General features: G+C 73.0%; 14 protein-coding genes. 9 read left to right on the plus strand and 5 right to left on the minus strand.

The annotated features are described in order from the left end of the window. Positions 1-15 precede the first annotated feature (15 nt). Together VFG42_RS23590 and VFG42_RS23595 are read left to right on the plus strand one after the other, a co-directional pair. Positions 16-627: a CDP-alcohol phosphatidyltransferase family protein gene (locus VFG42_RS23590; RefSeq protein ID WP_324911283.1), complete on the plus strand. Its 612-nt coding sequence runs from the start codon at positions 16-18 to the stop codon at positions 625-627. Between the two features lie 157 nt (positions 628-784). Continuing rightward, positions 785-1,909 (plus strand): inositol-3-phosphate synthase, encoded by a 1,125-nt coding sequence (locus VFG42_RS23595; RefSeq protein ID WP_349260454.1) that lies wholly within the window; start codon positions 785-787, stop codon positions 1,907-1,909. 72 nt (positions 1,910-1,981) lie between these two features. On the opposite strand, the gene VFG42_RS23600 is transcribed toward VFG42_RS23595, so the two are convergent. Continuing rightward, complete coding sequence (locus VFG42_RS23600) at positions 1,982-3,271, minus strand: ATP-binding protein (RefSeq protein ID WP_324911285.1); 1,290 nt, start codon at positions 3,269-3,271, stop codon at positions 1,982-1,984. 149 nt (positions 3,272-3,420) lie between these two features. On the opposite strand from VFG42_RS23600, the gene VFG42_RS23605 reads away from it, so the two are divergent. The 4 genes from VFG42_RS23605 to VFG42_RS23620 all read left to right on the plus strand — a co-directional run bounded on the left by VFG42_RS23605 (position 3,421) and on the right by VFG42_RS23620 (position 6,886). Further along, complete coding sequence (locus VFG42_RS23605; RefSeq protein ID WP_324911286.1) at positions 3,421-5,298, plus strand: PHP domain-containing protein; 1,878 nt, start codon at positions 3,421-3,423, stop codon at positions 5,296-5,298. A 98-nt stretch (positions 5,299-5,396) separates the two neighbouring features. Further along, complete coding sequence (locus VFG42_RS23610; protein ID WP_324911287.1) at positions 5,397-6,002, plus strand: uracil-DNA glycosylase family protein; 606 nt, start codon at positions 5,397-5,399, stop codon at positions 6,000-6,002. Continuing rightward, positions 5,975-6,688, plus strand: coding sequence for a hypothetical protein (locus VFG42_RS23615; protein ID WP_324911288.1), 714 nt, complete (start codon positions 5,975-5,977; stop codon positions 6,686-6,688). The genes VFG42_RS23610 and VFG42_RS23615 overlap by 28 nt, the downstream gene beginning before the upstream one ends. Positions 6,689-6,697: 9 nt before the next feature. Then, entirely contained in the window at positions 6,698-6,886 is a 189-nt protein-coding gene (locus VFG42_RS23620; protein ID WP_324911289.1) for a hypothetical protein, read from the plus strand. On the opposite strand, the gene VFG42_RS23625 is transcribed toward VFG42_RS23620, so the two are convergent. Both VFG42_RS23625 and VFG42_RS23630 read right to left on the minus strand, forming a co-directional pair. Next, on the minus strand, positions 6,865-7,206 hold the full coding sequence (locus VFG42_RS23625) for a hypothetical protein (protein WP_324911290.1): 342 nt from the start codon (positions 7,204-7,206) through the stop codon (positions 6,865-6,867). The two genes, VFG42_RS23620 and VFG42_RS23625, sit on opposite strands and share 22 nt — an antisense overlap. A gap of 4 nt (positions 7,207-7,210) precedes the next feature. Beyond that, positions 7,211-8,155, minus strand: coding sequence for a zinc-binding dehydrogenase (locus VFG42_RS23630; RefSeq protein ID WP_324911291.1), 945 nt, complete (start codon positions 8,153-8,155; stop codon positions 7,211-7,213). Positions 8,156-8,235: 80 nt separating this feature from the next. Between VFG42_RS23630 and VFG42_RS23635 the strand changes: the two genes are divergently transcribed. Together VFG42_RS23635 and VFG42_RS23640 are read left to right on the plus strand one after the other, a co-directional pair. Continuing rightward, entirely contained in the window at positions 8,236-9,642 is a 1,407-nt protein-coding gene (locus VFG42_RS23635; RefSeq protein ID WP_324911292.1) for an MFS transporter, read from the plus strand. Next, complete coding sequence (locus VFG42_RS23640) at positions 9,639-10,637, plus strand: M48 family metallopeptidase (protein ID WP_324911293.1); 999 nt, start codon at positions 9,639-9,641, stop codon at positions 10,635-10,637. The genes VFG42_RS23635 and VFG42_RS23640 overlap by 4 nt, the downstream gene beginning before the upstream one ends. 16 nt (positions 10,638-10,653) lie before the next feature. Here VFG42_RS23640 and VFG42_RS23645 read toward each other — a convergent pair whose 3' ends face one another. Both VFG42_RS23645 and rlmD read right to left on the minus strand, forming a co-directional pair. Beyond that, positions 10,654-11,670, minus strand: a complete 1,017-nt coding sequence (locus VFG42_RS23645) for a GNAT family N-acetyltransferase (RefSeq protein ID WP_324911294.1) — start codon at positions 11,668-11,670, stop codon at positions 10,654-10,656. A 65-nt stretch (positions 11,671-11,735) separates the two neighbouring features. Next, positions 11,736-13,112, minus strand: coding sequence for a 23S rRNA (uracil(1939)-C(5))-methyltransferase RlmD (gene rlmD / locus VFG42_RS23650; protein ID WP_324911295.1), 1,377 nt, complete (start codon positions 13,110-13,112; stop codon positions 11,736-11,738). Between the two features lie 20 nt (positions 13,113-13,132). On the opposite strand from rlmD, the gene VFG42_RS23655 reads away from it, so the two are divergent. Continuing rightward, a complete protein-coding gene (locus VFG42_RS23655) occupies positions 13,133-14,362 on the plus strand; it encodes a hypothetical protein (RefSeq protein ID WP_324911296.1) in 1,230 nt (409 codons plus the stop codon). Positions 14,363-14,394 lie beyond the last annotated feature (32 nt).

Raw genomic sequence — 14,394 nt, forward strand, 5'->3', positions numbered from 1 at the left:
CCTCCCTTTCCGCCCATGTCCATGTCATCTCCCTCGCGCGGTGAGCGCCGCGAGCTCGTGCGCAACGCGCTGATCGAGTCGCGCCTGACGCCCAACGCGATCTCGCTCACCGGCTTCGTGCTCTGCGTCGTCGCGGCCGTGCTGGTCGCCGAGCGCCTCTTCTTCCTCAGCGGGATCGTGTTCATCATCGGCTCGATCTGCGACACCCTCGACGGGCGCTACTCGCGCATGTCGGGCAAGGGAACGCCGTTCGGCGCGTTCCTGGACTCGACGCTGGACCGCATCGAGGAGGGCGTCGTGCTGACGACGGTCGCCGCGTACTTCGCGGTGCGCGACATGCAGTTCGCGGTCGGGGCCTGCGTGGTCGCGGTGCTGGCGTCGTTGATGGTGTCGTACACCCGCGCCCGCGCCGAGGCGCTGGGCGTGGAGTGCAAGGTCGGGATCGCCACCCGGGCGGTCCGCGTGGTGATCCTGTCCGCCGGGCTTCTCTTCGCAAAGGGTGCCGGTTTGGCAGACTTCGAGCTGCTGGCCCCCGCCGTCTACGTCTTGGCGGGCCTGAGCACGATCACCGTCCTGCAGCGCATCTTCCATGTGCGAAAGGCGCTGACCGAGCCGGCGGCGCTGTAACCACAGCGCGCGGACGGAATATTGATCGCAAGACTTCCTTCGCAGAAAGGCAACTCCCCTCTTGAGCACCAACGGCATCACCGCCCCCAAGAAGACCGCTGAGGCGCCCGCGACCAACGGCGCCGCGCGCTACCAGCGCGACAAGGTCCGCGTCGCGATCATCGGCGTCGGCAACTGCGCCAACTCGCTGGTCCAGGGCGTCTACCACTACCAGGACGCCGACCCCGCGACGCCGATCCCGGGCCTGATGCACACCGACCTCGGTGGCTACCACCCGCGTGACATCGAGTTCACCTGCGCCTTCGACATCAACAAGCTGAAGGTCGGCAAGGACCTCGCCCAGGCGATCTGGTCCAAGCCGAACGACACGATCAAGTTCACCAACAAGGTCCCGAAGAAGCTGGGCGTGCCGGTCTACCGCGGCATGACGCACGACGGCCTCGGCAAGTACCTGTCGGAGAAGATCACCAAGGCGCCGGGCGAGACCGCCGACATCGTCAAGATCCTCAAGGACACCCACACCGACGTGGTCGTGTCCTACCTGCCGGTCGGCTCCGAGCAGGCGACCAAGTGGTACGTCGAGCAGGTCCTCGAGGCCGGCTGCGGCTTCGTCAACTGCATCCCGGTCTTCATCGCCCGCGAGGACTACTGGGACAAGCGCTTCAAGAAGGCCGGCCTGCCGATCATCGGCGACGACATCAAGTCCCAGGTCGGCGCGACGATCACGCACCGCGTGCTGGCCCGCCTCTTCCACGAGCGCGGCGTCACGCTGAAGCGCACGTCGCAGCTGAACGTCGGCGGCAACATGGACTTCTACAACATGCTCGAGCGCGAGCGCCTGGAGTCCAAGAAGATCTCCAAGACCAACGCGGTGACCTCGGTCGCCGGCGTCGATCTTCCCGCCGACGACGTCCACGTCGGCCCGTCGGACTACGTGCCGTGGCTCACGGACCGCAAGTGGGCGCACATCCGCCTCGAGGGCGAGGCCTTCGGCGGCGTGCCGCTGACCGCCGAGCTGAAGCTCGAGGTCTGGGACTCGCCGAACTCCGCCGGCATCGTCATCGACGCCGTCCGCCTCGCGAAGCTCGCGCTGAACAACGGCGTCGGCGGCCAGCTCGACGGCCCGTCGTCCTACCTCATGAAGTCGCCGCACAACCAGGTCCCGGACGACCAGGCGCGCGACAACACCGAGAAGTTCATCGCGAAGTACCACAAGGCCAAGTCGCTGACGTCGCCCCGCGGCGCCGCCAAGCCGCGCCGCCGCGCGGCGGCCGCGAAGTAGCGCCCGCGCCGCTTCTCGACACACGCTGTTGGCTTCGACGGCCCGCCCTTGGTGGCGGGCCGTCGGCGTTGTCTAGGGGCCGAGCAGCGCGGCGGGGACGACGGCGACGCCGTCCGGCCGCCGATACGCGGCGCGGCCGGTCGTGACGATCACGCGATCGATCACCTGGTCGCCGAGCCGTCCCGCCAGCCAGTTGAGGTGGGCGACGTCACGGTCGTCGGGCACCGCCGTCAGCTTGACCTCGATCAGCAGGACGTCGCCGTCCTCGCGCTCGACGATCAGGTCGACCTCGTGCTCGCCGCGATGCGTGCGCAGGTGCCGCACCTCCGGCTCGGCGGCCTCCGCCGCCGACACGTAGGCCCGTACCGAGAGCGTCACCAGGGACTCGAACAGCGCGCCGAGCTGCGTGCCGTCGCGCGGGATCGCCGGCCCCGAGGACGCGCCGTCGAGCAGCCGCCCCTTGGTCGCGCGCACCAGGCGCGCGGCCAGGGCGGGATCGACGAGGTGGTGCTTCTCGGCGTCGCCCAGCTCGCCCAACGACCCCGCCGCGGGCCGCCACGCGGGCACCGGATCCAGCACGTAGAGCCGTCGCAGCGCGTCCCGGTACGGAATGACCGTGGTCCGCGCCGGCTCGTCGCCGTCGTTGCTGGTCGTGGCGCGACGGATCTTCTCGAAGCTCGCCGTGGTCGCCGTCGCCGCGGCGTAGGCCGTCATCCACCGGCGCAGCGCGTCGGGGTTGCGCACGCGCTGGCCCAGCTGCGGGAAGTCTTTCTCGACGACGAGGTCGAGGTAGCTGCCGAGCTGCGCCCGGTGCGTCTGGCCCTCGTACCGGCGCAGCCCCGGGAAGCCTCCGAGGAGGATCTCGTCCACGTACCGCTCCAGGTCGACGTCGGAGTCGCCGTCCAGCGCGGGTCGATCGCCCGCCAGGAGCCCGGCGAGGCTGACCGTCGGCGGCGCGTCGAGGCGCTCGGCGAGCGACAGCGGACGGAGGCGCACGCGGGCGATCCGCCCCGCGCCGGTATGGGCCGGGGCGTCGCGCGGGTCCGCCGATCCGGTGAGCAGGAAGGTCCCCGGCGCCGCGCCGTCGTCGTCCGCGTTGCGGATCGCGTCCCAGATCGGCGGATGCCGCTGCCACTCGTCCACGAGCACCGGCGGCCGCGCGTCGAGCACGCGCCGGTGGTCGGCCTGGACGATCGCCAGCGCCTCGGGCTCGTCGAGCTTGAACACGGTCGCCGCACGCTGACGGGCGGTCGCGGTCTTCCCGACGCCCTTCGCCCCTTCGATGGCGATCGCCGAGAAGCTCCGCCGGTACCGATCGAGCGTGCGATCGACGGCGCGCGGGCGGTAGATCCCGGGGACCATGGGGGTAACGCTACAGAATCGGGGACCTGAGGGCTACAGTTTCGGGCTTTGACACGCTACAACTTCGGGACGGTTTGCACGACAACTTCGGAGCGACCGCGCGGCGACGGCGGAAAGTCGCGCGAAGCGTCGCACTAGACTCATCTGCCGTGCAGCCGCTGGCGATCGTCCAGGTGACGCCGTATCCGTGGGAGGATCGGCATGAGGTCAACACGTACGTGGCCCGGGTGAGCGAGGAGCTGGCGGCGAGGGGGCATCGGGTCGTCGTCGCGGCGCCGTCGCGGGACGAGGAGGCGGTCCGGCAGACGCGCCGGGCGATCCGGCAGGGCGACGTCCTCGGCGAGCCGGGCGAGGTGCGGGTCCTGGCGGTCGGCGAGGTGCTCCCGGTCGGCACCGACGGCCGTCGCCGTCCGGCGGTCCCGATCGACGTGGCCCGCACGGTCGAGGAGCTGCTGACGGGCACGACGTTCGACGTCGCGCACGTGCACGAGCCGTTCGCGCCGTCGGTCTCGTCGGTCGCGCTGCGGCATTCCCGCGCGCTGAACGTCGGCACGTTCCACGCGCCCGCCGAGCGCGTCGTCGCCACGCAGGTCGCCCGCAAGCTCGTCACGCTGATCTTCGGTCGCCTCGACGCGCGCCATGCCGCGTTCGAGGCCACCGCGCAGCTGCTGCACCGCTTCTTCCCCGCCACCTACGACGTGGTGCGGCCCGGCACCGGCGCCGGCCTCGAGCACGTCGCCCGCGCCGAGGGCGAGCCGCTGCGGCTGCTGTTCATCGACGTCGAGGAGCGCCAGGCGCTGCGGGTCTTCCTCCGCGCGCTGCGCCGCCTCGGCACCGACCTCCCGTGGGAGGCGACGGTCGTCTCCAAGCAGGGGCCCTCGTCCTCCACCCCGCTGCGCGCCGAGCTGCGCGACCGCGTGCGGTTCACGGAGGACGGCGAGGAGGACGCGATCGCGCGCGCCGACGTCGTCGTCGCCGCCTCGGCCGGCACCCGCCCCGCGCCCGCGCTCGTCCTGCGCGCCATCGCCGCCGGCGCGATCCCGGTGCTCTCGCGCCTGCCCGTCTACGAGGAGCTGGCCGACGAGGACGGGCTCCTCTTCGAGCCGGGCGACACCGAGGTCCTCGCGGGCCAGCTCCAGCGCCTGATCGCCGACGAGGCGCTCCGCGCGCGCCTGCGCGACGGCGCGCACGGGCCGCGGCCGTGGTCCGTGGTCGCCGACGAGGTCGAGCGGTCCTACGCGGCGGTCGTCGCCCGCCGCCACGACCCCACCGGCGACCCCGAGCTGTGGGCCGAGCTGCGGCACCGCCCGCTGATCGACGTCGACCTCCACATGCACACCGACCACTCCGGTGACTGCGCGACGCCCGTGGAGCACCTCCTGGCGACGGCCCGCGAGCAGGGCCTCGGCGCCATCGCGGTCACCGACCACAACGAGGTCTCCGGCGCCTACGAGGCCCAGCAGAAAGCCGAGGAGTTCGGCGTCAAGATCATCATCGGCGAGGAGGTCAAGACCGGCACGCAGGGCGAGGTCATCGGCCTCTTCATCAAGGAGAAGATCCCGCGCGGCCTCACGCTCGAGGAGACCGTCGCCGAGATCAAGCGCCAGGGCGGCCTCGTCTACGTCCCGCACCCCTTCGACCGCATGCACGCGGTCCCCGACTACGAGCACCTGCTGAAGATCCTCGACGACGTCGACGCGATCGAGGTCTACAACCCGCGCGTGGCGATCGGCTCCTTCAACGAGGAGGCCGAGCGCTTCGCGGCCAAGTACCAGATCGTCCGCGGCGCGGGATCGGACTCCCACGTCGCCGCCGGGCTGGGCTCGGTGCGCATCCGCATGCGCGACTTCGACGGCCCGGAGGAGTTCCTCGAATCCCTCCGCCATGCGGAGATCTCCACCAAATCGGGCACCCTGCTCTACGTGCAGGCCCTGAAGTTCCTGGAGACCCGCGCCACCCCGAAGGCGGCCCGCCGCGCGCGCCGGGACCGTCGCATCCGGCGCGCAAGCCGGCGAGGAGCGGCCTAGATGTCGCTCACGACCGTCGCCGGATTGGGCCAGCGGCCACGCAAGGGCTGATGCAGCCGCAGGGGCCTCGTTCGGGACCGTCGAATCTGGGATCGTCCATGCCCGCGACAGACGACGAGATCCGCGAGAAGTACCTCGAGCGCGCCATCCGGGAGCTGAACTCCCTGACCCGCGAGCTGCAGGCCTGTGACGCCTGCCCGCGCGGCGGCATCATGCCGGTGCTCGGCTCAGGCCACCCCCAGGCCGACGTCTTCTTGCTCAAGCACGCGCCGATGCCGTCGGAGGTCGAGGAGGGCGTCGCCTTCTACGGCCGCTCCGGCACCGCGCTGATGAAGGCCCTCAAGCGCCTGCAGGTGGACCCGCTCGCGGTCTACGGCACGCTGTGCGTCAAGTGCCCGGTCGGCGACCCGTCGCTGGCCGACCCCGCCTGCGTGGCCCGCGTGATCGAGGAGCTGGCGATCGTCCAGCCCAAGGTCGTCGTCGTGATGGGCGAGGACGCGCTGAACGTCCTCAACGAGCTGGACGTCCCGCTGGCCAAGCCGGTCGAGTACGTGCCGGGCGCGCGCCAGCAGCTGACGCCGTCGATCGACGCGATCGTCACGCCGAACATCGACGACTGCCTCGACGAGGAGGACGCCAAGCGCGCCTTCTGGTCGGCGTTCCGGGTCCTGGGCGAGTGGTACGCGGACCTGCCGCCCTACTAGGCCTTCTCGCGGCGCAGGTCTACGTCCTCATCGCACCGGACCTGCCGGTCATCGGGGACGTCGACGCGTCGATCCTGATCGCGTCCTCGGTCGGCTCGGCGTTCGTCTTCTTCTGCATCGCGTGCGTGACGCCGATCTCCGACGTCCCGCCGCTGCTGACGATCCTCGCGATCGGCGCCTTCGGGCTGGTCGCGGGGCTCAACGTGGCGAACGTCGGCGCGGGGGCCACGCCGATCGAGGCGGTCGCCTACAGCGCGTTCGGCGGGATCTTCGCGGTCGGGCTGCTGGCGCCGTCGCTCGCGCTCGCGCTGCCGGTCTTCGTCGCGGCCATCGACGTCATCTCGACGTACGCGGGCGGACCGTCGGAGGTGCTGGCCAACGCCGGCCAGACCAAGCCCGGCGACCCGCTGAGCCTCGAGCTGCCCGACTGGGGCAACGGCCTGCCCGCGGGCCGGCTGGGGATCTCCGACGCGGTCTTCGCGGGCGTCTTCCTGGTGTTCGCGCGGCGCTTCGGGCTCCGCGTCGGCGCGACCGCGGTCGGCATGTGGATCGCGACGGTCGCGGCGATCGTGCTGAAGGTCGAGCTGGACCGCGCGGTGCCGGTCCTGCCCCTCCTGGCGGCCGCCTACTTCCTGGCGAACCTCGACCGCCTGCCCGCGTTGCTTCGTGCCGCGAACGCGGGGTAGCCTCGAACCATGAGCCTCGAGGAGCACACGCTGGAGGACGTCGGCGAGCGCTGCGAGGAGTGCGGCGCGAAGCTGACCGAGCGGGAGGTCGAGCTGGCGCTGGAGCGCGGCGGGCCGACGCTCTGCTCGATCCACCTCGCCGACGTCGTCGCCGAGGAAGAGCAGGACGACGACGCTCAGCCGGACACGGCCGGGTAGTCGCCCTCGCGCGCCTGGATCTCCACCCCCTGCACGATGCGGTCGCCGCGCAGCTCGTAGAAGCCGCCGAGGTGCCACGTGCCCTCGGCGTCGTCGATGACCGCCCAGACGCTGACCTGCCGACCCTCGGTGGCGATCCCGCGCACGTCGACCCGCCTGCGGCCGCCGTGCAGCTTGTGGGCGGTGATGTAGTCGATCGCGCGGTCGAAGCGGTCGCCGGAGTGCGGCCAGCGGATGACCGCATGCTCGTCGAGCTGGTCCAGAGCCGTGTCCCAGTCGTCGCGGCGGATGGCGCGCCAGAGGCGCTCGACGGCGTTCATCGGCTCACTCGCCGCCCATCGTCAGCACGATCTTGCCGAGCTTGCCGCCGGCCGCGAAGCGCTCGTAGGCGGCGGGCGCGTCGTCCAAGGTGTAGGTCTCGGCGATCGGGACGGTGATCGCGCCGCGCTGCACGAGCGGCAGGACGTGGCGCTCGACCGCGCGGGCCGCGATCGCCTTCTCCTCGAACGGCCGCGCGCGCAGCGTCGACGCGCTGATGCGGCCGCGGCAGCCCATGAGCGCGCCGAGGTTCAGCTCGGCCTTGGCGCCGGCGCCGATGCCGATCACGACGATCCGCCCGAGCGTGTTCAAGGCCTTCACGTTGGCGGCGAGGTTGGGCGCGCCGACCAGCTCGAGGATGACGTCGAACCGGCCGTCCTCGTCGTCGGGGGTGACGACGGTGTGGGCGCCGAGCTCCGCGACCGCGTCGTGGTGGTCGGTGTTGCGCACGGACGCGACCACCTCCGCGCCCGTCGTCGCGCCGAGCTGGATCGCCGCGGTGCCGACGCCGCCGGCCGCGCCGTGGATCAGCAGCCGCTCGCCGGCCTTCAGCTCGGCCTGCGTGAAGAGCGCGTCGTAGGCCGTGGTGAAGACCTCGGCGAAGCCGCCGGCCTGTGCCCAGGAGAGCGCGTCGGGGACCGGCATCAGCAGGCGCTCGTGGACGGTCAGCAGCTCGCCCTGGCCGCCGCCGCCGACGAAGCCCATGACGCGGTCGCCGGGGCCGAAGCGCGCGGCGTCCGGCCCGCACGCGCGGACCACGCCCGCGACGTCCAGGCCCGGGATGTCCGCCGGCCAGCCGGGCGGCGCCGGGTAGAACCCGCGCTTCTGCATCATGTCGGCGCCGTTGAGCGCGGCGGCGCGGACCTCGATCAGGACCTCGCCGTGGCCGGGCTGGGGGTCGGGGTGCTCTTCGACGACGATCTCGCCGTCGCGGACGGTCGCGGCACGCATGCCGCGCAACCTACCCAACGGAGCGCCGATGACCTCCCAGGGAATCGCGACGACGACCACGGGGCGGAAGGCTGCGCGACATGACCTCCTCCCCCTCTCCCAAGGCGCTGGCGGTCCTGCTCTGCGGGACGTTCATGGCCAGCCTCGACACGGCGATCGTCAACGTCGCCGGCCCCGCGATCCAGTCCGACGTCGGCGTCTCCGGCGCCGCGCTGCAGCTGGTGATCTCGGGCTACGCGCTCGCCTACGCCGCGCTGCTGATCACCGGCGCGCGGCTGGGCGACGACCACGGCCACCGCCGTCTCTTCCTCTGCGGCCTGGCCGGCTTCACGCTGACGTCGCTGGTGGCCGGGCTGGCGTGGTCGACCGAGGTGCTCGTCGCCGCGCGCATCGGCCAGGGCGTCGCGGCCGCCGCGATGGGCCCGCAGGTGATGACCGTGATCCAGCTGCAATACGACGGCGGGGCGCGGATGAAGGCCATGGCCCTGCTCGCGACGGTCGTGTCCGCCGGCGTCGTCTGCGGCCAGGTCCTCGGCGGGCTGTTGGTGGACCTGGACCTCTTCGGCGCCTCGTGGCGCCCGGTGTTCCTCATCAACGTCCCGGTTGGCCTCGCGCTGCTGGCCGTCGGGCCGCGGCTGCTGGCGGTCACCAGGCGGCCGAGCGGCCGGAGGATGGACTGGCTCGGCGTCGCGCTGGCGACCGACACCATCATCTTGGTCATGGTCCCGCTGGTCTTCGGCCACGAGGTCGACTGGGCCTGGTGGACGTGGGCGTGCCTGGCCGCCGCCGTGCCGACCGCGGTCGCCTTCGCGCTGCACCTGCGCCGGCTGCTCGCGACCGGCGGCGCGCCGATCGCCGACGTCCGGCTGCTGGCCGCGCCGCGCTTCGGCCTCGGCATGGCCTCGACGACCGCGGTGATGATCGCCTACGGCGGCTTCCTGTTCGTGCTGACGCTGCACCTCCAGGAGGGCCTCGGCGACTCGCCGCTGCGCTCCGGGCTGACGTTCGCGCCCTACGCCCTGGGCTTCGCGGTCACGTCGCTGACCGTGCCCGCGCTGGCGCCGCACGTCGGCCGCCGGCTGGCGCCGCTCGGGCTGGCGTTGAGCGCGGTCGGCTACGTCGGCCTCGGCGTGGCCGCCGGCGGGCCCGGCGCGTGGAGCGACGCGGAGGCGCTGCCGCTGCTGGCGCTGGCCGGCGCGGGCTTCGGGGCCGGGTACTCGCAGGTCATCACGCGCTCGATCGCGGGCGTGCCGGCGGCGCAGGCCCACGACGCGTCCGGGCTGTTCAACACCATCAACATGCTCGGCTTCGCGCTGGGCGTGGCGACGCTCGGCAGCGCGTACCTGTCCGGGGCGTCCCTGGAGACGATCACCACCCTGTGCGGCGCGCTGAGCGCGGCGGGCGTCGGGTGCGTCCTGCTGCTGGGCCGCGCCGAGCGTCCAGTGCCGACCACCGTCGTCGCGGGGTCTGAGACCATGGCCGCATGACGCTTCCTGTGGAGGGCTACCAGCTCAAGGGGATCTCGGCGCGGGCGTTCGAGCATCCCGCCGACCGGGCCGCGACGGCCGCGCTGGCGTCGATCCCCGGGCTGGACCAGGTCGTCCGCAAGCTGATCGAGCTGGGGTACGAGCGCGCGCTGCGCGTGGCGTACCTCGGCTCGTCCGTGCGCCTGGGGCCGGGCCAGCTGCCCGAGACGTGGAACCTCCACAACCAGGTCTTCCGCACGCTGGACCTGGACGACGTGCCCGAGCTGTACGTCACGCAGTTCCCGGTCGCCAACGCGTCGACGATCGGGGCGGGGCGGCCGATCGTGGTCGTCAACAGCGAGCTGGTCCGGCTGCTGCGCGTCGAGGAGCGCCGGGCGGTGCTGGCCCACGAGGCCGCGCACGTGCTCGCCGACCACGTCCTGTACTTCACCGCGCTGCAGATCCTGCTGCGGATGGGGACGTCGGTGCGGCTGCCGATCCTCGCCGGGCTGCCGCTGATGGCGGTCCGCCAGGCGCTGCTGGAGTGGTCGCGCGCGGCCGAGATGTCCTGCGACCGCGCCGCGGCGCTGGCGACCCGCGACCCCGAGGCGGTCTGCCGCACGCTGATGATCCTGGCCGCGGGCGCCGAGGCCGACGCGCTGGACCTGTCGCAGTTCATGGCGCAGGCGGCCGAGTACCAGGCGCCGGCGTCCGGGCTGGAGCGCCTGTCGCGGATGCTCACCGACCTCAACGTCACCCACCCGATGCCGGTCCGCCGCGCGCAGGAGCTGATGGCCTGGGTGCGCTCGGGCGACTACGACCGGATCGTCGGCGGCGACTACCTCCGCCGCGGCGAGGAGGCCGACGCGCGCACGGAGGCCGGCGACGCCGTCAACCACTACGCCGACCGCTTCCGCAACGCGTTCAAGGAGGCGGGCGAGGCGGTGCGTGACGCGGGCGACGCGGTCGGCAGCGCGACCGAGCAGCTGGCGGACTGGCTGAAGAAGGACCGCTAGGCGCGGGCCCGGCGCCTCACAAGGTGTAGGCGTACCGCGACGTCGGCATCCCGAAGCGCGCGTCGGCGAAGTCGTCGCCGACGTGCTGCCAGCCCTGGCGCTCGTAGAAGCGGCGGGCACGGCCCTGGGCGTAGGGCGTGAAGAGCACCATGGAGGTGAAGCCGCGGGCGCGGCAGTCGTCCACCGCAAGTTGATGGAGGCGTTGGGCGAGGCCGCTGCCGTGCCAGGCCGGGTCGACGAAGAGGCGGACGACGTGGACGAGGCCGGGGTCGTCGGATCGCAGGCGCGAGGTCGAGGCCGGGCGGTACATGACGGTGCCGGCCAGGACGCCGCCGGGCATCGCGACGAGCGTGCGCGTGTCGGGGTGGTCGAGGATCGCGTGCTCCTCCTCCACGGTGTGATCGCGCGGCGTCCAGCCGGGCGGCGAGATCGCGATGTAGTCCTCGAACGCGGCGCGGACGAGCGCGTTGAGGCGCGGCGCGTCGTCGCGGGTGGCGGGCCGGATGTTGTAGGCCTCGTCGTCGGACGGGCGCTCCAGGCGCCAGATGTCGGCCGTGAAGCCCTCGACCTCGATCGGCTCGGTCTTCACGTGCCCGAGCCGCCGGGCCAACCGCTGCGACGGCGCGTTGTCCGGGACGATCAGCGAGATGAGGTGGTCGAACGGCTGCGTCGTCCAGACCCAGCCGAGCGCGGCGCGCGCGGCCTCGGTCGCGTACCCCTTCCCCCACGCGGCGCGATGCAAGCGCCAGCCGATCTCCACGTCCGGCCACCCCTCGGGGTGGTACAGGCCGACGCGCCCGAGCGGCTCGCCGTCCTCCCGCCGCTCCACCATCCACGACCCGAAGCCCCGCAGCGCCCAGTGCCCGGCATGGGTGGCCAGCGACCCGAACGCCTCGTAGGCGCCCTTCGGGCCGCCGAGGAACCGCTGCACCTCCGGGTCCCGCGCGGACGCCAGGTGCGGCGCGACGTCGCGGGGCGCGAAGCCCCGCAGGACCAGGCGCTCCGTGACGAGTCGAGGAGGCGTCACCACCATCGACGAGACCATACGGAAGCGCCATCGTCGCCCGCCGGCAGACTTCCGCTTCTGAGGGTCGCCGGCTACCGCTCGCGCTCCAGCAGCGCCACGCACTCGATGTGCGGGGTCTGCGGGAACATGTCGACGGGCTGCACGGTCTTCAGCGCGTACCCGGCCTCGACCATCTGCGCCGCGTTGGGCGCCAGCGTCGTCGGGTTGCAGGAGACGTAGACGATGCGCTTGGGCGCGGCCTCGAGGATGCGGCGGACGACCTTCTGCGAGAGGCCGGCGCGCGGCGGGTCGACGACCACGACGTCGGGACGGCCCGCCTTCTCGACCAGCTCGCGCAGCGCGGTGCGGACGTCGCCGGCGAAGTAGTGGGTGTTGCTGATGTCGTTGAGCTTGGCGTTGTCGAGGGCGTTGACGATCGCCTCCTCGACGATCTCCAGGCCCCAGACCTCGCCGGAGCGGGAGGCCAGCGACAGGCCGATCGTGCCGATCCCGCAGAAGAGGTCGTACAGCCGCTCCCAGCCCTGGAGCTTGGCGACGTCGGCGGTCACCGCGTAGAGCTTCTCGGCCATCTCGGTGTTGGTCTGGAAGAACGACTGGCCGCCGAGCCGGAAGGTCAGGCCGCCCAGCTCCTCGGTGATCGTCTCCTCGCCGGCGACGCGCTCGGTGGTCCCGCCCGCGGTCGTCTCGCCGACCGTGTCGATCTCGGTGATCAGCAGCGAGTCGGCCTCGACCGCCGCGTTCAGCGACCCGGCCTCGATCTCGACGCCCTCCGACACGACCAGCCGCACCTGCAGCTCGCCGGTGCGCCGGCCCTCGCGGATGACCAGGTTCCGCAGCTCGCCCAGCTGCGTGCGCCGGTCGTAGGCGGTGTGCCCCTGCGCGCGCGCCCACTCCAGCACCGCGCGCCGCGCCGCGTTGCCCTTCTCGGACTGCAGCAGGCAGTCCTCGACGTGCACGATGTCCTCCCACGAGCCGGGCGCGTGGAAGCCGCAGATGAGCTCGCCGTTCTCGCGATCGGTGCCGAAGGAGAACTCCAGCTTGTTGCGGTAGCGCCACTGCTCGACGGCCGGGACGATCGGCAGCATCTCGAAGCCGTCGAGGTGCCCGAGCCGGCGCAGCGCGTCCTCGACCTGGGCGGCCTTGATCTCCAGCTGCTTCTCATAGGGCATGACCTGCCACGGCGCGCCCGGGTGGTCGGCCTTGGGCTCGACGCGATCCGGCGACGGCTCCACGACCTCCAGCAGCCGCGCCTCGCCGTAGTGGCGCTTGCGCTTGGTGACGACCGCGCGGACGGTGTCGCCGGGCAGCGCCTCGCGCACGAACACGACCCACCCGCCCTCATGGCGCGCGACGCCGGCGCCGCCGAAGGCCAGCGAGTCGATGTGCAGCGTCAGCTCCTCCCCGCGCTGGGGACGGGTCGGACGGGGCTCGGTGGACGGCGTGCTCACCCACTTAGGATGCCACCGACATGGACCTCGACGCCTATCGGGCCCGGGCGCAGGCCTTCGCGACCGACCTCAACCGGGCTCACCACCGGCGCTTCGCGGGCCACGACGGGGCCTGGGACCCCGAGTCGCTGTACGCCTTCCACGCCGCGGTGTTCGACCACGCGGCGATCGAGGCGCTGCGCGAGGCCGCCGCGGACGACCCGGCCGCGCGCCGCCTGCTGCGCTTCGCGGTCGAGGCCCGGCTGCACGCGGTCACCGCGCGGACCGACGCCGAGCGCGCGCGGGCCGAGTCCGCCGCGGGCCTGGCCGACCTGACCGCCGAGCTGGCGTCCGGCCCGGACCTCGCGCACCGCATCGCGCTGGAGGAGGCGCGCCTGGACGTCGTCGCGCGGACGCTCACGCCGCTGGCCGCCGAGGGCCTGGAGCGCGTGCGGGCCGAGGTCCGCACGCTCGGCTGGCCGTCGCCGCGCGCGCTGCTGGCCGAGCTGCACGGCCGCGACCCGGGCGCGTTGGCCGCCGAGGCCGAGGCGCTGCTGCGCGCCACCGAGGCGCCGGCGCTCGACGGCGACGGCGAGCCGGTCACCGCCCGCTACGACCTGCCGCGCGTGCACCGCGCCGCGTGGGCCGACCCGCTGCTGCCCGCCGACCCGGTCCGGGCGCTGCGCGACGGCCTCGCCCGCCTCGGCCTGCCCGACGGCGGCTTCGCGCTGGACGCCGAGCCCCGCGCGGGCAAGTCGCCGCGCGCGTTCTGCGCGGCGATCGCCGTGCCCGCCGACGTCCACCTCGTGGTCTTCCCGCGCGGCGGGCTGAGCGACCTGGAGGCGTTGTTCCACGAGGCCGGCCACGCGATCTTCCTCGCCCACCGCGACGCGGCCGCCCCGTTCGAGGACCGCCACCTCACCGATCCGGCCGACGCCGAGGCGATGGCCTTCGCGCTGGAGGAGCACGCGACCGACGGGATCGACGACGAGCGCCTGGCAGCCCATCGCGACGCGCGGGCGCGGCTGCGCGCGCGCCACCTCGCCGCCACGCTGCTGCACGGCCTCGACCTCCTCGACGCCGGGCCGCACCCGTCGCTGCGCGAGCGCTACGCGCGCCGGATGGCCGGCGCGACCGGCCTGACCTGGCCCAGCGCGCCGTGGCTGGTCAGCGCCGACCCGCTGCTGTCCAGCGCCGAGTACCTGCGCGCGCTGGCGCGGGCGCGCCATCTGCGCGAGCCGGACCGGCTGCGGGCGGCGCTCACGGCCTGACATCTGGACGTTCGTCGGTCTGAGCCGCTGAG

It is taken from the genome of Baekduia sp. (genome assembly GCF_035685985.1).
In the GTDB taxonomy this organism is placed as follows: domain Bacteria; phylum Actinomycetota; class Thermoleophilia; order Solirubrobacterales; family Solirubrobacteraceae; genus Baekduia.